Source organism: Mycobacterium sp. TH-M82, from assembly GCF_057473605.1.
Genome location: NZ_JBYCKY010000871.1, coordinates 1 through 16841, shown reverse-complemented (window position 1 = coordinate 16841; position 16841 = coordinate 1). Strand labels below are relative to the sequence as shown.

General features: G+C 67.8%; 18 protein-coding genes, 1 tRNA gene and 1 pseudogene. 14 read left to right on the top strand and 6 right to left on the bottom strand.

What is annotated here, in order from left to right:
• The first annotated feature begins 10 nt into the window (after nt 1–10).
• Nucleotides 11–84, top strand: a tRNA-Pro gene (locus AC2VON_RS25320).
• 271 nt (nt 85–355) lie between these two features.
• On the opposite strand, the gene AC2VON_RS25315 is transcribed toward AC2VON_RS25320, so the two are convergent.
• Nucleotides 356–1516 carry an alpha-hydroxy-acid oxidizing protein gene (locus AC2VON_RS25315; RefSeq protein WP_486955273.1) on the bottom strand — a complete coding sequence of 387 codons (1161 nt, stop codon included), beginning with the start codon at nt 1514–1516 and terminating at the stop codon, nt 356–358.
• Between the two features lie 140 nt (nt 1517–1656).
• Between AC2VON_RS25315 and AC2VON_RS25310 the strand changes: the two are divergent.
• Together AC2VON_RS25310 and AC2VON_RS25305 are read left to right on the top strand one after the other, a co-directional pair.
• A pseudogene (locus AC2VON_RS25310) lies at nt 1657–2015 on the top strand (nuclear transport factor 2 family protein).
• 53 nt (nt 2016–2068) lie between these two features.
• Nucleotides 2069–2797 carry a CTP synthase C-terminal region-related (seleno)protein gene (locus AC2VON_RS25305; RefSeq protein WP_486955272.1) on the top strand — a complete coding sequence of 243 codons (729 nt, stop codon included), beginning with the start codon at nt 2069–2071 and terminating at the stop codon, nt 2795–2797.
• A gap of 19 nt (nt 2798–2816) precedes the next feature.
• Here AC2VON_RS25305 and AC2VON_RS25300 read toward each other — a convergent pair whose 3' ends face one another.
• Complete coding sequence (locus AC2VON_RS25300; RefSeq protein WP_486955271.1) at nt 2817–3257, bottom strand: GNAT family N-acetyltransferase; 441 nt, start codon at nt 3255–3257, stop codon at nt 2817–2819.
• 186 nt (nt 3258–3443) lie between these two features.
• Here AC2VON_RS25300 and AC2VON_RS25295 point away from each other — a divergent pair, with 186 nt between their 5' ends.
• The 4 genes from AC2VON_RS25295 (at nt 3444) to AC2VON_RS25280 (ending at nt 6623) form a co-directional block, all read left to right on the top strand.
• Nucleotides 3444–3707, top strand: a complete 264-nt coding sequence (locus tag AC2VON_RS25295) for a hypothetical protein (RefSeq protein ID WP_486955270.1) — start codon at nt 3444–3446, stop codon at nt 3705–3707.
• Nucleotides 3704–4087, top strand: a complete 384-nt coding sequence (locus tag AC2VON_RS25290; RefSeq protein WP_486955269.1) for a type II toxin-antitoxin system VapC family toxin — start codon at nt 3704–3706, stop codon at nt 4085–4087. Before AC2VON_RS25295 ends, AC2VON_RS25290 begins: the two co-directional genes overlap by 4 nt.
• 318 nt (nt 4088–4405) lie before the next feature.
• Nucleotides 4406–5578: an AAA family ATPase gene (locus AC2VON_RS25285; protein ID WP_486955268.1), complete on the top strand. Its 1173-nt coding sequence runs from the start codon at nt 4406–4408 to the stop codon at nt 5576–5578.
• A gap of 259 nt (nt 5579–5837) precedes the next feature.
• Nucleotides 5838–6623: an alpha/beta fold hydrolase gene (locus tag AC2VON_RS25280; RefSeq protein ID WP_486955267.1), complete on the top strand. Its 786-nt coding sequence runs from the start codon at nt 5838–5840 to the stop codon at nt 6621–6623.
• On the opposite strand, the gene AC2VON_RS25275 is transcribed toward AC2VON_RS25280, so the two are convergent.
• A complete protein-coding gene (locus AC2VON_RS25275; RefSeq protein WP_486955266.1) occupies nt 6624–7088 on the bottom strand; it encodes a GatB/YqeY domain-containing protein in 465 nt (154 codons plus the stop codon).
• A 53-nt stretch (nt 7089–7141) separates the two neighbouring features.
• Between AC2VON_RS25275 and AC2VON_RS25270 the strand changes: the two genes are divergently transcribed.
• The 5 genes from AC2VON_RS25270 to AC2VON_RS25250 are packed head-to-tail and all read left to right on the top strand — an operon-like array spanning nt 7142 to nt 12480.
• The gene (locus AC2VON_RS25270; protein WP_486955265.1) at nt 7142–8341 is read left to right on the top strand and encodes a DUF7847 domain-containing protein; all 1200 of its coding nucleotides are present in this window, start codon (nt 7142–7144) and stop codon (nt 8339–8341) included.
• A 32-nt stretch (nt 8342–8373) separates the two neighbouring features.
• The gene (locus tag AC2VON_RS25265) at nt 8374–9012 is read left to right on the top strand and encodes a DUF4129 domain-containing protein (RefSeq protein ID WP_486955276.1); all 639 of its coding nucleotides are present in this window, start codon (nt 8374–8376) and stop codon (nt 9010–9012) included.
• Nucleotides 9013–9017: 5 nt separating this feature from the next.
• Complete coding sequence (locus tag AC2VON_RS25260; protein ID WP_486955275.1) at nt 9018–10169, top strand: DUF4350 domain-containing protein; 1152 nt, start codon at nt 9018–9020, stop codon at nt 10167–10169.
• A 50-nt stretch (nt 10170–10219) separates the two neighbouring features.
• Nucleotides 10220–11140 carry an AAA family ATPase gene (locus AC2VON_RS25255; protein WP_486955274.1) on the top strand — a complete coding sequence of 307 codons (921 nt, stop codon included), beginning with the start codon at nt 10220–10222 and terminating at the stop codon, nt 11138–11140.
• Between the two features lie 17 nt (nt 11141–11157).
• The gene (locus AC2VON_RS25250) at nt 11158–12480 is read left to right on the top strand and encodes a DUF58 domain-containing protein (RefSeq protein ID WP_486955264.1); all 1323 of its coding nucleotides are present in this window, start codon (nt 11158–11160) and stop codon (nt 12478–12480) included.
• A gap of 85 nt (nt 12481–12565) precedes the next feature.
• Here the strand turns inward: AC2VON_RS25250 and AC2VON_RS25245 are convergent, their stop codons facing one another.
• Nucleotides 12566–13558, bottom strand: a complete 993-nt coding sequence (locus AC2VON_RS25245) for a stage II sporulation protein M (protein ID WP_486955263.1) — start codon at nt 13556–13558, stop codon at nt 12566–12568.
• Nucleotides 13559–13591: 33 nt separating this feature from the next.
• On the opposite strand from AC2VON_RS25245, the gene AC2VON_RS25240 reads away from it, so the two are divergent.
• Complete coding sequence (locus AC2VON_RS25240) at nt 13592–14431, top strand: RDD family protein (RefSeq protein WP_486955262.1); 840 nt, start codon at nt 13592–13594, stop codon at nt 14429–14431.
• Between the two features lie 87 nt (nt 14432–14518).
• Nucleotides 14519–15235 (top strand): PadR family transcriptional regulator, encoded by a 717-nt coding sequence (locus tag AC2VON_RS25235; protein WP_486955261.1) that lies wholly within the window; start codon nt 14519–14521, stop codon nt 15233–15235.
• Nucleotides 15236–15293: 58 nt separating this feature from the next.
• On the opposite strand, the gene AC2VON_RS25230 is transcribed toward AC2VON_RS25235, so the two are convergent.
• Nucleotides 15294–15461, bottom strand: coding sequence for a hypothetical protein (locus AC2VON_RS25230; protein ID WP_486955260.1), 168 nt, complete (start codon nt 15459–15461; stop codon nt 15294–15296).
• 85 nt (nt 15462–15546) lie between these two features.
• The coding region (gene glpK / locus AC2VON_RS25225; RefSeq protein ID WP_486955259.1) for a glycerol kinase GlpK at nt 15547–16841 on the bottom strand (1295 nt) is incomplete at its 5' end.

Sequence of the window (16841 nt, the reverse complement as noted above, 5' to 3'; positions counted from 1 at the left end):
TGGCTTCACACGGGGTGTGGCGCAGCTTGGTAGCGTGCTTCGTTCGGGACGAAGAGGTCGTGGGTTCGAATCCCGCCACCCCGACACTGAAAAACCCTCTCTGATCGTTCGAGTGTAGGAATCACGAGCGGTAGCCCGGGCGGCTCAGACCAGACCCGGCTCGCGGCCAGATGCCGCCCAACCCGCTCGGCGGATTGGCGTCGTGGAGTTCAATGCCTGGCTGGACCGACACGCCGGAAGCCTCGACGAGCCGCCGGTTCGTGAGCTGCTGAGGCGGGTGCGCCGGGTCCGGCGGTTGGGCCGTGACAGGGGACATCGACCCGCGCTCGATGCAGTTGCACCGCGCGGCCGGGTGTTACCCGATGCGGCGCAGTGCTGCGGGGGTGAGGTCGCCGACGCTGGGGTAGCCGTCGATCGCCATGATGAGGTCTGCTTCGGCCAGCAGCGAACGCAAGACGTGTACGACACCGTCGACCCCGCCCAGCGCCAACCCGTAGACGTACGATCTGCCGACGCCGACCGCGGTTGCTCCCAGGGCAAGGGCCTTGATGATGTCTGTGCCGCTGCGGATACCCGAGTCGAACAGCACCGGCAGCCCGTCAGCGGCCTGCACAACCGCCGGTAGGCAAGCCAGCGTGGGGAGGCCACCGTTGGCGTGACGTCCACCGTGATTGGAGACATAGATGCCGTCGACTCCGGTGTCTTTGGCGCGCCGGGCATCATCAGGGTGACAGATGCCCTTGAGGATCAGCGGAAGCTCGGTCAGCGAGCGCAACCACGGCAGGTCGCCCCAAATCAGCGAGGTGTTCCAGGTTCGGCTCCAGTGCGCCATGGCCGCTTGCAGGTCCTGCTCGGGGGGCTTGTCCAGGCCCGCCCGGAACACCGGGTCACTGATGTAGTTGGCCAGGCAGTGTCCTTGCAGGGGCGGCGAGTACGCGGTTGCCAGGTCGCGGGGCCTCCAGCCCGACACCGGCTGGTCCAGGGTGGCGACGAGGGCTTTGTACCCGGCGGCCTCGGCCCGCCGCACCAAGCTGGCGGCCAGTTCACGGTCGCCTGGCACGTACAGCTGGAAAAACCCTGGCGTATCACCAAGCTGCGTCGCCACGTCCTCCAGCGGGTCCGCGGAATACGTGGCGGCCATCATCGGCACCCCGGTGATGGTGGCAGAGCGAGCAACGGCGAGGTCGCCGTGGCCGTCCTGGGCGCAGATACCGATGACACCGACCGGAGCCAGGAACACCGGTGCCGTTAACTTCATCCCGAACGCCTCGACCGACAGGTCAGGCTTGTCGGCTCCGACGAGCATCCGGGGAATCAGCCCCCAGCGCTCGAACGCAGTGATGTTGGCCTGTTGGGTGTGCTCATCACCGGCCCCGCTGGCGACATAGGACCAAAGCTGCGGGGGCAGCACCGCAGCCGCCTTCGCCTCCAGGTCGGTGAAGTTTGTTGGCAGCGTTGGCATCGCACTGGCCAGGCCGTGCGAGTAGATGGCCCCCTGGTAGTCGCCAAAGGTCATGCTGCTGAGCATGGCAGGCCGTGCGGGATCCGCGCCACTCAATTAACGGCGAGGTGCACTTCGCCTGTGCGTCGCTAAACAACCGTGCGGCTGCGCCAAAATCGGTGGACCAATATCTGTGCTGCCGTTACCGTCTGGTGGTGAAAGTTGATCCCATCGCCTTCAACCAGCAGTGGGTGCAGGCGTGGAACGCCCACGACGTGGAGGCCGTGCTGCGGCATTTCGATGACGATGCGGTGTTCACGTCGCCGGTGGCCACAAAGCTGTTCCCGGAGACAGCGGGAGTGATCCGGGCAGGGCTGAGCTACGGCGCTACTGGACCGCGGCTGTGCAACGCATCCCGGACCTTCGGATCACTGTCGAAGGTGTCGACCAGGGCATCGACACGCTCGTCATCTTGTACCGCAACCAAAATGATGGCCTGGTCAACGAGGTTCTGCGGTTCGGCGACGACGGCCGGGTCATCGAAGGCCACGGAACCTACCTCGTCACTGGGTAGGTTTCGGTGAAACCGGGAAGGCCGCACCTGGACGGCAACGAAGGGGGTGGCGGATGTCGGATCAGCTGAACGCCGCTGTCATCGGTGACTTCGACGATTCGTACGCCCCGCACGTCGCGACCAATGCGGCAATAGGCCATTCCGCCAAGGCACTTGGCCTGGAAGTCTCCCTACGCTGGCTGGCCACCGAAGCGCTGGAAACCGACCTCGGCCCAGCTAAGACCGCCGATGTGCTGTGGTGCGCGCCTGGAAGCCCGTACCGCAGCATGGTCGGCGCTATCGCCGCACTGCGATTCGGCCGAGAAAACGGCGTGCCGACCCTGGGCACATGCGGGGGGTGCCAGCACATCATCGTCGAGTACGCCCGCAATGTTCTCGGGTTCGAGGACGCCGAACACGCTGAGTACGACCCGTACAGCTCACGGTTGTTCATCTCGGAGTTGGCGTGCTCGCTGGCCGGGAAAACCATGCCCGTCAACCTGAAGCCTGAATCGATGGTTGCGCGATTCTACGGAGCCAGCAGGACAACCGAGCGCTACTACTGCAACTTCGGCCTGAACCCCACTTACCGGCAGGCACTCGAAGATGGTGGTCTCCGCATCACTGGAACAGACGACGATGACGAGCCGCGAATCTTCGAACTGCCCGAGCATCCGTTCTACGTGGCTACCCTTTTTGTGCCGCAGAACCGTTCAACCGCCGATGAGCCCCACGCGCTGATAACCGCCCTGCTGTGTGCTGGAGTCACGAACCGGGATCGGCGGCGCCGAGATTCGGCATGACATCAGGAGAGGCACGAAATTACGGGCGAAGATGGGGCAGGCGACAGCCCCGCTCCATGAACGTCGCATCGGGTGCGGCGAAGCCGGATCTTTCGTACAGGCTGTGTGCATCGGCGGTGTGCAACATCCACCGGAAGTCCCGGCCGGGGCCTTCATCGATCATCAACCGCAACAGCGCATGCCCGATGCCCCGGCCACGCTCCTGGGGAGAAACGTACACATCCGCCAGATAGGCCATGGCCACTCCATCGGAGAACGCTCGGCAGAAACCCACCATCTGACCGTCGGCGATACGGTACGCGCCGACGACCCGCCAGGCACTGTCGAGCTGCTGCTCGAACATCTCCCGGCTGCGGTACTTCGCCCAGTACGCATGTTCGATCAGCTCGTCCCAGAGCCAGTCGCGATCCACCCGCGCCCCATCGGTGGAAAAGTCGATGACCTGCGTGTTCGTCAACATTCTCTGCCTCTGAAATCCTGGGGCTGCAACGGATTCCGGTCTGAAGGATGCCCCGTCGTCATGAGATGCATCATCGTTCGATGGCTGACGGTATCGGGTGATCCGGGTGGAGTGTCAGAGCGGCGGCGGATGTCGAGCAGGTGATGTTGCGGTGTACCACCTGCCAAAAGGTGGTACACTTCTCCGATGCCGACCACCCGCCCCCGCTACCAGGTGACCGAGACACCGGAGGTGGCCCGCGCCTTGGACCAGGCCGCGAGACGATGGCCTGGTGAGTCACGTTCGAAGTTGCTGCTGCGCCTGGTGGAGGTCGGCGCTGGCATCCTCGAACGCGCTGAGCGCGCCAACGAGGAAGCTCACCACGCCGCCGTATTGGCAAGCAGCGGCCGCTACGCGGAGGCGTTCGGGCCGCACTACCTGGCCGAGCTGCGCGCGGACTGGCCCACATGATTGCGATGGACGCCAATGTCTTGATCGCGCATTTGAATCCCGCCGATCCGCATCACGAAGCGGCCACCGCGATCTTGTTAGCCGGCAGACCCGGACAGATGCTCGTCCATACCATCACGCTGGCGGAGGTCCTTGTCGGCGGGGTTCGCATAGGGCAGGGAGCGTCGATGCGCGACGATCTGCGTGCCGCCGGTATCGCGGTCGCGCCGCACGATGATGGCGAGCCACTGCGCCTTGCCGAACTGCGCGCGAGCAGTGGGCTGAAACTACCCGACTGCTGCGTCTTGGATGTCGCGATTCACCACCAGGCGAGCCTGGCAACCTTCGACGATGCCCTGGCTGCCGCGGCCCAAAGACGGGGCGTGGCGGTCGAAACCTGACTTCGCGTCGTGCGACGCGCCGGATCTCCGACGGCTGCCCCGCATGGGGTGATGACGTGCGACGGGTCGCGCCGGAGCTCGTACGGGGTCTGGCTGTAGTCCTGCGGCCGCGCACCGCGAGTGGCGACACTGATCGGGCAGATCCACCGCGCGGCGACCTCGCGTCACGACCGCGTGTCCGCCGCAGCAAGGAATCCTTGACCGGAAGTTTTGCGCTGGTCGGTCGGCGCTGCTAGGTCGGACGATCCGATATAGGCTTAGCTACCATCGTCTAGTGAAACACTATACGTGTGTATACTTTGCTATAGATGGAGTTCGATGGATCCGGTACGAAACCCGTACGCGCCCGGAGCGGGCCGACCGCCTGCCGCGCTCGTCGGCCGCGACAGTCAGATCGAGCGTTGGCGGATCGCCCTGGATCGCATCGAGGCCAGCCGGACCGTACAACCCCTGGTGCTCTACGGGCTGCGCGGGGTAGGCAAGACGGTTCTGCTCACTCGCTTCTTCAACACCGCCCGGGATCGCAGCTGGATCGCCGCACAAGTTGAAGCCGGAGCCGGCAAGTCGCTGCGCGAGACGCTCGGCGAGGCGTTGCATGCGCCGCTTACGGATTTGGCGCGACCATCGGCAGGTAAGCGGCTGCTGAAGGGCCTCAAGACGGCCCTGAGCTTCAAGGCGTCTTACGACACCGGCGGCGCATGGACATTCGGCCTAGACCTCACCGAAACCGCCGGCGGCGGCGCGGACACCGGAATGTTTGAGACCGACTTGCACAAGCTCGCTCAAGACTTATCCGAAGCGGCCGCAGAGGAAGGCGTGGGTCTGGCGATCCTGATCGACGAGGCGCAAGACCTCACCCCCACCGAGCTGACCGCTGTTTGCTCCGTGGCCCACATCGCAGGGCAAAATGGGTGGCCCTGTCTGTTCGCGCTGGCTGGGTTGCCGAGCCTGCCGCGCGTCTTGGCCGAGGCGAAGTCGTACTCGGAGCGACTCTTCGCCTTCGAACGAATCGAGCACCTCAGCCGGAACCTGGCGCGCACGGCGCTCATTGAGCCGGCCGCGATCGAGTGCGTCGAGTGGGAAGAAGAAGCAATCGCGCTAGTGGTGCAGGACACGTCGGGTTACCCCTACTTCCTTCAGCAGTTCGGTCAGGACACCTGGAACGAGGCAGCTGGCCCCGTAATCACCCTCGCCGATGCTCGCGTCGGTACGGCTCGCGGGCGCGCCGCCCTCGATGACGGTTTCTTTCGCGCACGCTGGGACAGGGCAACCCGCGCCGAGCAGCGCTACCTGCGGGAGATGGCCGCCGACGGCGACGCCGGCAGCTCATCAGGCGACGTAGCCACGAGGTTGGGACGCAGCATCAACAGCTTCGGCCCCGTTCGCGCAAACCTCATTGCCAAAGGTCTCATCTTCGCCCCCGAGCATGGCGTCGTCGCCTTCACGGTTCCCGGCATGGCCGACTTCATCCAGCGCCAACCGAAGCCGTAATGTTACGGCGCGCTCAGCTCCACCCTGAAGTCGGCCTCAACCCGTACCGTCACTGCTGGCCAGCGGCCGACAACGCTCTCCGGCACTCGTCGTTCGCCGCCGAAACCACTCGGGTCCTCGCCGCGGCCGGACCCACGGACGTGGGTCGGCAAGCACACCGATGGGTGGGCGCCAGGCCCATGTTCTCGTCGGCCTGGTTGACGCAACCCCGCCGCAGGCTCGATGACGTCACCGCAGATTCGCCGCATAAAGTCCGGGCATGCAACAGCACGTGATTCGGGGCACGGAATTGGCCGTCTGGCAGTCCGGATCGGGCAGTCGTGACCTGGTGCTCGTGCACGGCTTTCAGAATGACCACACCGCGTGGCGTCCGCTGCTGGAGCGCCTCGACGAAAACCGTTACCGATTCACCTCGTTTGACCTGCTGGGCTGCGGTGCGAGTGGACACGCCGACACCTGGCAGCGCTGCACCATCGACGAGTACGGTGCCGACCTCGTCGCGCTGTGCGACGCCCTCGATCTTCATCGACCTGTCGTTGTCGCTCACAGCCTCGGCGGCGCCGCCGCCCTGAGTGCGACGCTCGCCCACCCGGACCGGTTCGCCGGGATTGTGCTCGTTGCCCCCGCATCGACGACCGGTCTGGACTTCCTCCCCGACGAGGCCAGCTTCACGGCACTCGCGTACCCGACCCGCGACCAGCGGGAAGCGTTGGCCCGAAAAGCGTTCCGCCGGCCATTGCCCGAAGCCGACTTCCAGGCGTTGCTGGCGGTGATCGAACGGGCGTCGCCCGAACACATCGAGGGCGCGGCCCGGTCGATGCGCGTGTTCACCTGCCAACCCCAACTCTCCGCTGTCGCCGAACCGACGATCCTGATCTGCGGTGACCGCGACCGGCACATGCCGCTGCGGAACCACCTGGCGACCTGGCGGGCGATTCCGCGCTGCGGTCTGCAGGTCTACTTCGACATCGGCCATGTGCCGTTCATGGAAACACCGGACCGCTGCGCGATCGACGTCGAGCGGTTCCTCGCGACGCTCAGCTGACTACAGGCGTTCCTTGACCGCGGCCGAGAGGCGGGCGCCGTCAGCCTTGCCGGCGGCGATCGAGGTCGCCACCTTCATCACCAGTCCCAGCTGTTTCTTGCCGGGCCGTTCCCCCAGGTCCTCGGCTACCTGTGCTAACGCGGTGTCGACGACGTCCGCCAATTCACTCTCAGTGAGCGGTTCCGGCAGATACTCGTCGATGATCCGCGCCTCGGCGTGTTCCTCCGCGGCGAGCACATCGCGGCCGTTCTCGGTGTAGATCTCAGCTGCCTCCGCGCGTTTGCGCGCCTCCCTGGCCAGCACCTTGAGCACCTCGTCATCGGAGAGCTCACGGGCCTGTTTGCCGGCAACCTCTTCGGTCTGGATCGCCGCCAGCAGCATCCGCAACGTCGCGGTGCGCATCTTGTCCTGCGCCTTCATCGCGTCGGTCAGGTCGGCCCGCAACCGGGATTTGAGTTCTGCCATGCCGCATAACGCTACGCTCGGGCCATGATCGCAAATACCGGCGGTCCGGCCCGGTGAACTCGCTGCCGCCCAACTACCCGGGGCCTGGCTATGGCCCGCAGCCCGGCTGGGGCCCGCCCGGCTACGGCCCGCCGGGCTACCCACCCGGCTATGGCCCGCCGGGCTACCCGCCCGGCTATGGCCCGCCGGGCTACCCGCCCGGCTATGGCCCGCCGGGCTACCCGCAGCCCGGCTATCCGCCGCCCCCGGGATATGGCGCACCGGGCCGCCCGGCTGCGGAGATGAAGCCCGGCGTGATCCCGTTGCGGCCGCTGGGCTTGAGCGACATCTACAACGGCGCGGTCGGCTACATCCGCGCCAACCCCAAAGTCGTGCTGGGCCTGACCGCCATCGTCGTGCTGATCACCTGGCTCGCCACCCTGGCCACCCAAGCCGGCCCGCTGGCCGTGGTCAGCCAACTGGCCGTCGATTCGTCGACCTATCAACTGTCCGGGCGTGATGTGGTCGCGTGGGGCATGTCGCTGACCGTCGGCACCGCCATGACCTCGCTTGCGATCATCGTCCTGGTCGGCATGCTGACCGTCGTCGTCGGACGCGCGGTGTTCGGTTCATCGATCACCGTCGACGAGGCCTGGGCCCTGGTGCGTGGGCGGTTCGCGGCGCTGATCGGGTTGGCGGCGCTGCTCGCGCTGGCCGCGGCGGTGGTGGCCGGCGTGCTGGTGGTCTTGCTTGCCGTCGCGATAGCGAAGGGTGCTGCCGCCGTGATCGCAATGCCGCTGATCCTGACGCTGACCGGCCTGCTCGGCTATCTGTACGTGATGGTGAGCTTCGCCCCCACCGCCATCGTGCTGGAGCGGCTGCCGGTGTTCGCAGCGGTCGGCAGGTCGTTCGCCCTTATCCGCAACAGCTTCTGGCGGGTGCTGGGCATCCTGCTGCTGACCGGTCTCATCACGTATCTGGTCACCAGCGCGGTGGCATTGCCGTTCAATCTGGCCGGGATGGCGCTGGGTCATGGCGCCGAGTCGCTGACGACCGTGTCACTGCCGGGGGTGCTCTCCGGGCTGGGGACCGCGGTCGGCCAGATCGTCGTGCTGCCGTTCACCGCCGGCGTGGTGGTACTGCTTTACACCGACCGCCGCATCCGCGCCGAGGCGTTTGACCTGGTGCTGCGGACCGGGGTGACCCACACCGCCGGCGCGCCGCCGGCCACTGGGTCCACTGACAGCCTGTGGCTGACCCGCCCGCCGCTGTGAGTATCTGTGAGTATCTGTGGGGACCACTGACGTTGCCCGCCATCGACGTTGACCGCGACGTTGCGCACGAAGCAGCCCGACGCGAACTGGCCAAACCGATCTACCCCAAACAGTCGCCGAAACAGCAGCTCATCGACCTCGTCGAAATGCTGCTGCGCCAACTGGTGGGCAAGGGCGCGACGGTGCCCGGCGGGTGGTTCACCGTCAGCGTGCTGCTCATCCTGCTCGTGGTCGCGGCGCTGGCCGCGATCCGCGTCGCTTCACACACGCTGCGCACCAACCGCGGCGAGCAGCCGCTGTTCGGCGCGGCCGAACTCAGCGCGGCCGAGCACCGCGCCACCGCGGAACATTTTGCGGCGTCCGGCGATTGGGCCGCCGCGATCCGCCACCGGCTGCGCGCCGTCGCCCGCGAACTCGAACAGGCCGGCGTGCTCAATCCCGCTGTAGGGCGCACCGCTAACGAACTGGCGCGTGACGCCGGTACCGCCCTACCCGAGTTGGCAGGTGAATTGGTCCGAGCCGCAGGGACTTTCAACGATGTCAGCTATGGAGAGCTGCCTGCCACCGCGGCCGGCTACCGGGACGTCGCCGAACTGGACGAGCAACTGCGGAAGGCCGCGCATTCCCCGCGATCCGCGGTGGCCGCAGAGTCAGGGCGGCGACTCCGGTGACGGGCGTGGTAAGCCAGGCGCTACCGGATACCCGCGGGGTGCGCCGGTGGCGTTCGTGGCGGTGGGTGGCGCTGGGCCTGGTCGCGATCATCGCGGTGGCAACGCTGCGTGCCTACCTGACCACGCCGCGGGCTGGTGGCCGGATGGACCCGGCCGCCACCGGGCCCGCCGGAGCCCACGCGCTGGTGACGCTGCTGCGCGACCGGGGTGTCGACGTCGTCGTCGCCGACACCGTCGCCGACACCGAACGCGGCGCACGGTCCGATGCACTGCTGCTGGTGGCCGAAACCGCACGAATCGGCGACAAAGACCTGCAGCGGCTGGCCCACCTCCCCGGCGACCTGCTGCTGGTGCAACCCACCCCACGCGCCCGCAAGGCTCTGGCGCCGGGGATCCGCACCGCGTTGGACCGGGTCGGGGTGTTCGCGCGTCAGCCGGACTGCGATCTGCGCGAAGCGGATCGGGCCGGGTCGGTGGACCTGCGGGCCACCGAGACCTACGTCGTGGCAGGGGAGCAGCCGATAGAGAGCTGCTACGACGGTGCGCTGGTCCGCTACCGCACCGGCGAGCGCACCATCACCGTGGTCGGCGGTGCTTTTTTCATGACGAACGCCGGCTTGCTCATGCAGGGCAATGCTGCGCTGGCGATGAACCTCGCGGGTCGCCGGCATCGCTTGATCTGGTATGCGCCGCAGCGGTTTGAAGACAGATCCTCAGGCGCAGCAACGATTTTCGAGCTGATCCCGGAGAATGTGAGCTGGCTGGTCTGGCAGCTGGTCCTGGTAGCGGCACTGGCGGCGCTGTGGAAGGGCCGGCGGATGGGCCCGCCGGTGGCCGAGCAGTTGCCGGTCGTGGTGCGTGCGTCGGAGACCGTCGAGGGCCGCGGCCGGCTTTACCGGTCACGGCGGGCCCGGGACTGTGCCGCGCAGGCGCTGCGGGTCGCGGCGCTGCAGCGGTTGTCGCCCCGGCTCGGGCTGGGGATGCACACCGGGGCCGCACCGGAGTCGGCGGTGGTGGCGGCAGCCGCTCACCGCAGTGGTATGCATCCGGAATCATTGCAGCACTTACTGTTCGGTCCGGCCCCGAGCTCCGACGCCGACCTGCTTCACCTTGCCCGTGCACTCGACGACATCGAAAGGCAGGTCAGCCGATCGTGACCCAGCTTTCCCCGCCACCGGCCGCGCAAAGGCCGGCGCGTAATGCGCTGATGGCACTGCGCACCGAGATCGCCAAGGTGGTCGTCGGCCAGGATACCGTGATCAGCGGACTGGTGATTGCGCTGCTGTGCCGTGGCCACGTACTGCTCGAAGGCGTTCCCGGGGTGGCGAAAACACTCCTGGTGCGCACGCTGGCCGCCGCGCTGCGGCTGGAATTCAAACGTGTGCAGTTCACCCCGGACCTGATGCCGGGTGACGTCACCGGTTCTCTGGTCTATGACGCCCGCACCGCGGCGTTCGTGTTCCGTCCGGGGCCGGTGTTCACCAACCTGATGCTTGCCGACGAGATCAACCGAACCCCGCCCAAAACCCAAGCCGCCCTGTTGGAGGCGATGGAGGAGCGGCAGGTCAGCGTCGACGGCGAACCCAGGCCGCTGCCCGAGCCGTTCATCGTGGCCGCCACCCAGAACCCGATCGAATACGAAGGCACCTACCAGTTGCCGGAAGCCCAACTCGACCGGTTCCTGTTGAAGCTCAGTGTGCCCCTGCCGCCGCGGGATGCCGAGATCGCCATTCTGAGCAGACATGCGCACGGGTTCGACCCCCGCGACCTGTCGGCGGTCAAGCCGGTGGCCGGGCCGGGCGATCTGGCTGCCGGCCGCGACGCGGTGCGCCGGGTGCTGGTCGCCGATGAGGTGCTGGGCTACATCGTCGACGTCGCGGCGGCCACCCGGCACTCGCCGGCTCTGCAACTCGGCGTCTCGCCACGCGGGGCGACGGCGTTGTTGGCCACCGCACGGTCGTGGGCGTGGCTGTCCGGACGCAACTACGTCACCCCCGACGACGTCAAGGCCATGGCCCGCCCGACGCTGCGGCACCGGATCGCGCTGCGGCCGGAGGCCGAACTCGAAGGCGCCACCCCCGACGGCGTCCTGGACGGCATCCTGGCCTCGGTTGCCGTGCCGCGATAGCCGCTATAGGCACCGCAGTGATCCTGACCGGCCGCACCGCGCTGATCGCGCTGACCTGTGCCCTGCCCGTCACGTTGTCTCCTTGGCCTGCAACAGCGTTCGCCGTGTTAGCGGCGGGACTCGCTGCCGCGGTGGCCACCGACATCGGCTTGGCGGCCAGCCCGGCTGCGCTGCGTTTTACCCGGTCCGGGCAGGCCTCGGCGCGGCTCGGCGCATCGGCGCAGACCACGTTGCTGGTCGCCAACGAAGGCCGGCGCCGGCTGCGCGGCCAGGTGCGCGACGCCTGGGCGCCGAGTGCGTGCGCTGAACCGCGCATTCACCCGCTCGACGTCGCTGCCGGCCAGGTCCGCCACCTAGTCACCGAACTGCGCCCGATCCGCCGCGGCGACCAGCACGCCGCCGCCGTCACCGCGCGCTCGGTCGGCCCGCTGGGGTTGGCGGGACGGCAGCGGTCGACGCCGGTGCCCGGCCGGTTGCGGATCCTGCCGCCGTTCCTGTCGCGCAAACACCTGCCGTCGCGGCTGGCCAAGCTGCGCGAAATCGACGGCAGCCTGCCGGTGCTGGTTCGGGGGCAGGGAACCGAATTCGACTCGCTGCGCGAATATGTTGACGGTGACGACGTCCGCTCGATCGACTGGCGGGCCACCGCCCGTCGCGGCGACGTCGTGGTGCGGACCTGGCGGCCCGAACGCGACCGGCGGGTGGTCATCGTGCTCGACACCGGCCGCACGGCAGCCGGTCGGGTCGGTGTCGACCCGACCGCCGGCGACCCGAGTGGGTGGCCGCGGCTGGACTGGTCGATGGACGCCGCGCTGCTGCTGGCCGCGTTGGCATCCCGCGCCGGCGACCACGTCGACCTGCTGGCCCACGACCGGGTGACCCGCGCCGGTGTATTCGGTGCCGGGCGCACCCGCCTGCTCGCCCAACTGGTCGACGCGATGGCCCCCCTTCGGCCGGCGCTGGTTGAATCCGACGCAACCGCTTTGGTTGCCACCATCAGCCGGCGGGTGCGACGGCGCGCACTGGTCGTGCTGCTGACCGATCTCAACGCCTCCGCCCTGGACGAGGGCCTGCTGCCGGTGTTGCCCCGCCTGACCGCCGGCCACCAGGTCATCGTGGCCGCGGTCGCCGATCCCCGGGTGGACCAGCTGGCGGGCGGCCGATCCGACGCGGCGGCGGTGTACGACGCAGCGGCTGCCGAACGTGCCCGCAACGACCGGCGCGCAGTCGCGTCGCGGCTGCGTCGCAGCGGTGTGGAGGTCGTCGACGCCGCACCCGAGCAGCTGGGACCTGCGCTGGCCGACCGTTACCTGGCCATGAAGGCCGCCGGGCGGCTCTGACCCGCCGTCCCCCGCCGCGAGCATGCGCAAACTCGCACTCGCAAGGCCCGCGGAGTGCGACTTTGTGCATGCTCGCCGGGAGAACTCACCCGGTGGGGACGACGTCCGGCACCTCGGCGGCGTCACCGGATTCGCCGGCCGCGACGGCTTTGCGGCCGAAGTGGACGATGTAGGCCAAAAACAATGCCTCGGCGGCCACCCCGATGCCGATCCGCAGCCAGGTCGGCAGCGGCGACGGGGTCACCAGCGCCTCGATCAGTCCCGACACGCCCAGCACTGCCACCAGCCCCACCGCGACCGAGACGACGGCACGGCCCTGTTCGGCCAGCACCTGACTGCGCGGCCGATCGCCCGGTGAGATCACCGTCCAGCCCAGCCGCATCCCGACTGCGCCGGCCAACAAGACCGCCGTCAGCTCCAGCAGCCCGTGCGGGACCAGCAGGCCCAGCATGAACCCGCCCTTGCCGGCGTCGAACATCAAGCCCAGCGCCACCCCGACGTTGGCGGCGTTGACGAATAGCAGATACGGGATCGGAACGCCCAGCAGTATGGCGAAGGCGATGCAGCGGGCGGCCACCCAGGAGTTGTTCACCGCGACCTGCAGTGCGAACGCACCGGCGGGGTGATCACTGTAATAGGACGCGTAGTGGTGGTTCACCATCTGGTCGATCTCGGTGGGCGTGGCGATGGTGGACTGCACCTCCGGGTTGTTCGCCACCCAGAACGCAACCAGCACAGCGACGGCGAAGAACACCACGGCGGTCGTCAGCCACCAGCGCCAGGCGCGGTAGGCCACCACCGGAAACGACACCGTCCAAAACCGGATGACCTCGCCGGTCAGCGGGGCGTGTGCGCCGACAACCGCGGCGCGCGCCCGCGCGACCAGCGCCGAGAGCCCGCCGACCAGCGCCGAATCCGACGATGCCGAGCGCAGCATCGACAGGTGGGTGGAGACCCGTTGGTAGAGCTCGACGAGTTCGTCGACTTGCGCGCCGGTCAGCCGTCGGCGCCTTTTGACCAGCCACTCGAGCCGGTCCCAGGCAGCGCGGTGGGTCAGCACGAACGCGTCGACGTCCACCTGGTCAACCCTAGCGACGGTAGCGTTTGCGATATGCCGAACGTGGTGACCGGCGACGCCGTCGTGCTGGACGTTCAGATCGCCCAGCTGCCGGTGCGGGCGGTCAGCGCGCTGATCGATGTCACGGTGATCTTTTTGGGCTATGTGCTGGCCCTGATGCTGTGGTCGCTCACGCTGATGCAGCTCGACGAGGCACTGGCCGCGGCGATCCTGGTCATCTTCGCGGTGGGATTACAGGTCGGGTATCCGGTCATTTTCGAAACCACCACCCGGGGCCGGTCGTTGGGCAAGATCGTGATGGGCCTGCGGGTGGTCTCCGATGACGGTGGCCCGGAACGCTTCCGGCAGGCGCTGTTTCGCGCACTGGCATCGGTGGTGGAGATCTGGGCGCTGGCCGGCAGCCCGGCGGTGATCTGCAGCCTGTTGTCACCACGCGGGAAGCGGCTCGGCGACGTCTTCGCCGGCACGGTGGTGATCAGCGAACGAGGTCCGGCTGCTGCGCCGCCGCCGATGATGCCGCCGATGCTCGCGTGGTGGGCGCAGTCGTTGCAGCTGTCGGCGCTGCGGCCCGAGACGGCCGAGGTGGCCCGTCAATTCCTTTCCCGGATAACGCAGCTCGATCCGCGGGTACGCGACGCGATGGCGTACCGCATGGTCGGCGACATGCTGGCTCAGATTTCACCGCCGCCTCCACCGGGTACGCCGCCGCAGTTGGTGCTGGCGGCGGTGCTGGCCGAACGGCACCGGCGGGAACTGGGCAGGCTGGCGACCCGATTGGGCCCGCAAGCACCGCGTGCCGGGAGTCCCTGGCTCCCCCCTCCGGCCCCGTGGCCGTCACCACCGGGCACCGGCGGGTTTCCCCCGCCACGGTGATGGCACTTGCATACCGACAGGTCGCGATATATCGTCAATGTATTGAAAGCATATCGGGTGCTTTCGCTCCAGAAACGAGAAAACCTCATGACCACCTCTTTTCCCCCGTTCGGCGAGCATGTCGTCGGCGGGATACGCCCCGGCGGATTCGGTTTCGGGTTCGCCCCGGGCGACCAGCGCCACCTGTACCAGGCGAAGCGCGCAGCCAAGCGAGAGTTGCTGGAACACCTGCGTGGCCACGGCAATGGACCCGGTGGGCCCGGCCCGTTCGGGTTCGGCCCCGGTTTCGAGCGGAGCTTCGGCCCGGGTTTCGGGTACGGCCCGGAGTCACGCGGCGGGCGGCGCAGAACCCGCCGGCACCATCGCGGCCGACGCGGCGACGTGCGGGCCGCCATCTTGGCGCTGCTGGCCGAGCAACCGATGCACGGCTACGAGATGATCCAGCAGATCGCCGACCGCAGTCAGGGCCTGTGGCGGCCCAGTCCCGGGTCTGTCTATCCGACCCTGCAGCTCCTGGTCGACGAAGGCCTGATCGCCGGCAATGGAATTCAGGGCAGCAAAAGACTTTTCGAGCTAACCGACGATGGTCGCGCCGCTGCCGAAGAGATCGGGACCCCACCGTGGCAGGCGATCGCCGACGACGTCGACCCAGGGCAGGTCAATCTCCGTGCAGCGATAGGTCAACTGTTCGGCGCGGTAGCGCAAGCCGCCGACGTCGCCAGCGCCGACCAGCAACAGCGCATCGTCGACATCGTCAACACCGCCCGCCGTGAGGTCTACAACATCCTGGGCGAAACCGACTGACCAGGAATGTCACCCGCGTCAACAGGCTTGCAGCACCCGGTGCGTCGCGCCCTTCTCGTTAGCCGACACCCACAGCTGATAATCCGTCTTGACGACGATTTGGCGGGCCGACGGCCAGCAGGTTGCACGGGTCGTTGGCGAGGTCACGGCGCAGGATGTCGTCTGGCGTGTTGCAGTCGATGTGACCGAACTCGACGTCGACGGCATCGCTCGCCAGGCGTGCCAAACATGGTTGTACAGCCAGATCCCCGCAGCGGCCAAGCCGACCGTGAGCACCGGCGCCGACGCCTTAGCCGCCCACCGGTCGCGCATCAGGACACGTCAACCCAGTCCAGGGTGCGCTGCACGGCTTTTCGCCAGCCGGCATAGCCCGCTGCCCGCTGATCGTCACTCCAGGTGGGCGCCCATCGCTGGTCCTCGCGCCAGTTGGCCCTCAGCTCGCTCGGGTCCTTCCAGAACCCGACTGCCAATCCGGCGGCGTAGGCCGCGCCCAAGGCGGTGGTCTCGGTGACCACCGGCCTGACCACGTCCACGCCCAGGGTGTCGGCCTGGATCTGCATGCACAGGTCGTTGGCGGTGATCCCACCGTCGACCTTCAAAACCTCAAGGTGCACACCGGAATCGGCTTCCATCGCCTCGACGACGTCGCGGCTTTGGTAGCAGATGGACTCCAGTGTCGCGCGCGCGAGGTGCGCGCCGGTGTTGAACCGCGACAGGCCGACGATCGCGCCGCGGGCGTCGGAGCGCCAGTAGGGAGCGAACAGGCCGGAGAACGCCGGAACGAAGTACATGCCGCCGCTGTCGGCAACAGAGCGGGCCAGAGCTTCGCTGTGCGCGGCGTCGCCGATGATGCCCAACTGGTCGCGCAGCCACTGGACAGCCGCACCGGTGACCGCGATCGACCCCTCCAGCGCGTACACCGGCTCGGCGTCCCCGAACCGATAGCAGACCGTGGTCAGTAGGCCGTGGGCTGAACGTACGATCTTCTCACCGGTGTTGAGCAGCAAGAAGTTTCCGGTGCCGTAGGTGTTTTTGGCCTCACCGGCGGCCAAGCAGACCTGCCCGACCATCGCCGCCTGTTGATCGCCCAGAATGCCGGTGACCGGAACCTCACCCCGTACCGGTCCGGTGCCGGCCGTGATGCCGTGCGGCTTACGCGACGACGACGCCGCGATCCGCGGCAGCATCCCCCGAGGCACTGAAAACAGTGACAGCAGTTCGTCGTCCCAGTCCAGAGTCTCCAGGTTCATCAGCATGGTGCGGCTGGCGTTGGTGACGTCGGTCAGGTGGACGCCGCCGCGGGGACCGCCGGTCAGGTTCCACAACATCCAGGTGTCGCAGGTGCCGAACAGGGCGTCGCCGTGTTCGGCGTCTTCGCGTACGCCGTCGACGTTCTCCAGAATCCACTGCAGCTTGCCACCGGAGAAATAGGTGGCCGGCGGCAGTCCTGCCTTGATCCGGATCACCTCGCCGCGGCCGTCGCGGTCGAGCGCCGCCGCGATACGGTCCGTGCGGGTGTCTTGCCAGACGATCGCGTTGTAGTACGGGCGGCCGGTCTGCTTGTTCCATACCAGCGTGGTTTCCCGCTGGTTGGCGATGCCCAGCG

Excerpts from the sequence above, each read along its gene's own strand:
- AC2VON_RS25315 (WP_486955273.1), bottom strand. The coding sequence starts at position 1,516 with ATGACCTTTGGCGACTACCAGGGGGCCATCTACTCGCACGGCCTGGCC.
- AC2VON_RS25305 (WP_486955272.1), top strand. The coding sequence starts at position 2,069 with ATGTCGGATCAGCTGAACGCCGCTGTCATCGGTGACTTCGACGATTCG.
- AC2VON_RS25300 (WP_486955271.1), bottom strand. The coding sequence starts at position 3,257 with ATGTTGACGAACACGCAGGTCATCGACTTTTCCACCGATGGGGCGCGG.
- AC2VON_RS25295 (WP_486955270.1), top strand. The coding sequence starts at position 3,444 with ATGCCGACCACCCGCCCCCGCTACCAGGTGACCGAGACACCGGAGGTG.
- AC2VON_RS25290 (WP_486955269.1), top strand. The coding sequence starts at position 3,704 with ATGATTGCGATGGACGCCAATGTCTTGATCGCGCATTTGAATCCCGCC.
- AC2VON_RS25285 (WP_486955268.1), top strand. The coding sequence starts at position 4,406 with ATGGATCCGGTACGAAACCCGTACGCGCCCGGAGCGGGCCGACCGCCT.
- AC2VON_RS25280 (WP_486955267.1), top strand. The coding sequence starts at position 5,838 with ATGCAACAGCACGTGATTCGGGGCACGGAATTGGCCGTCTGGCAGTCC.
- AC2VON_RS25275 (WP_486955266.1), bottom strand. The coding sequence starts at position 7,088 with ATGGCAGAACTCAAATCCCGGTTGCGGGCCGACCTGACCGACGCGATG.
- AC2VON_RS25255 (WP_486955274.1), top strand. The coding sequence starts at position 10,220 with ATGGCACTGCGCACCGAGATCGCCAAGGTGGTCGTCGGCCAGGATACC.
- AC2VON_RS25240 (WP_486955262.1), top strand. The coding sequence starts at position 13,592 with ATGCCGAACGTGGTGACCGGCGACGCCGTCGTGCTGGACGTTCAGATC.
- AC2VON_RS25235 (WP_486955261.1), top strand. The coding sequence starts at position 14,519 with ATGACCACCTCTTTTCCCCCGTTCGGCGAGCATGTCGTCGGCGGGATA.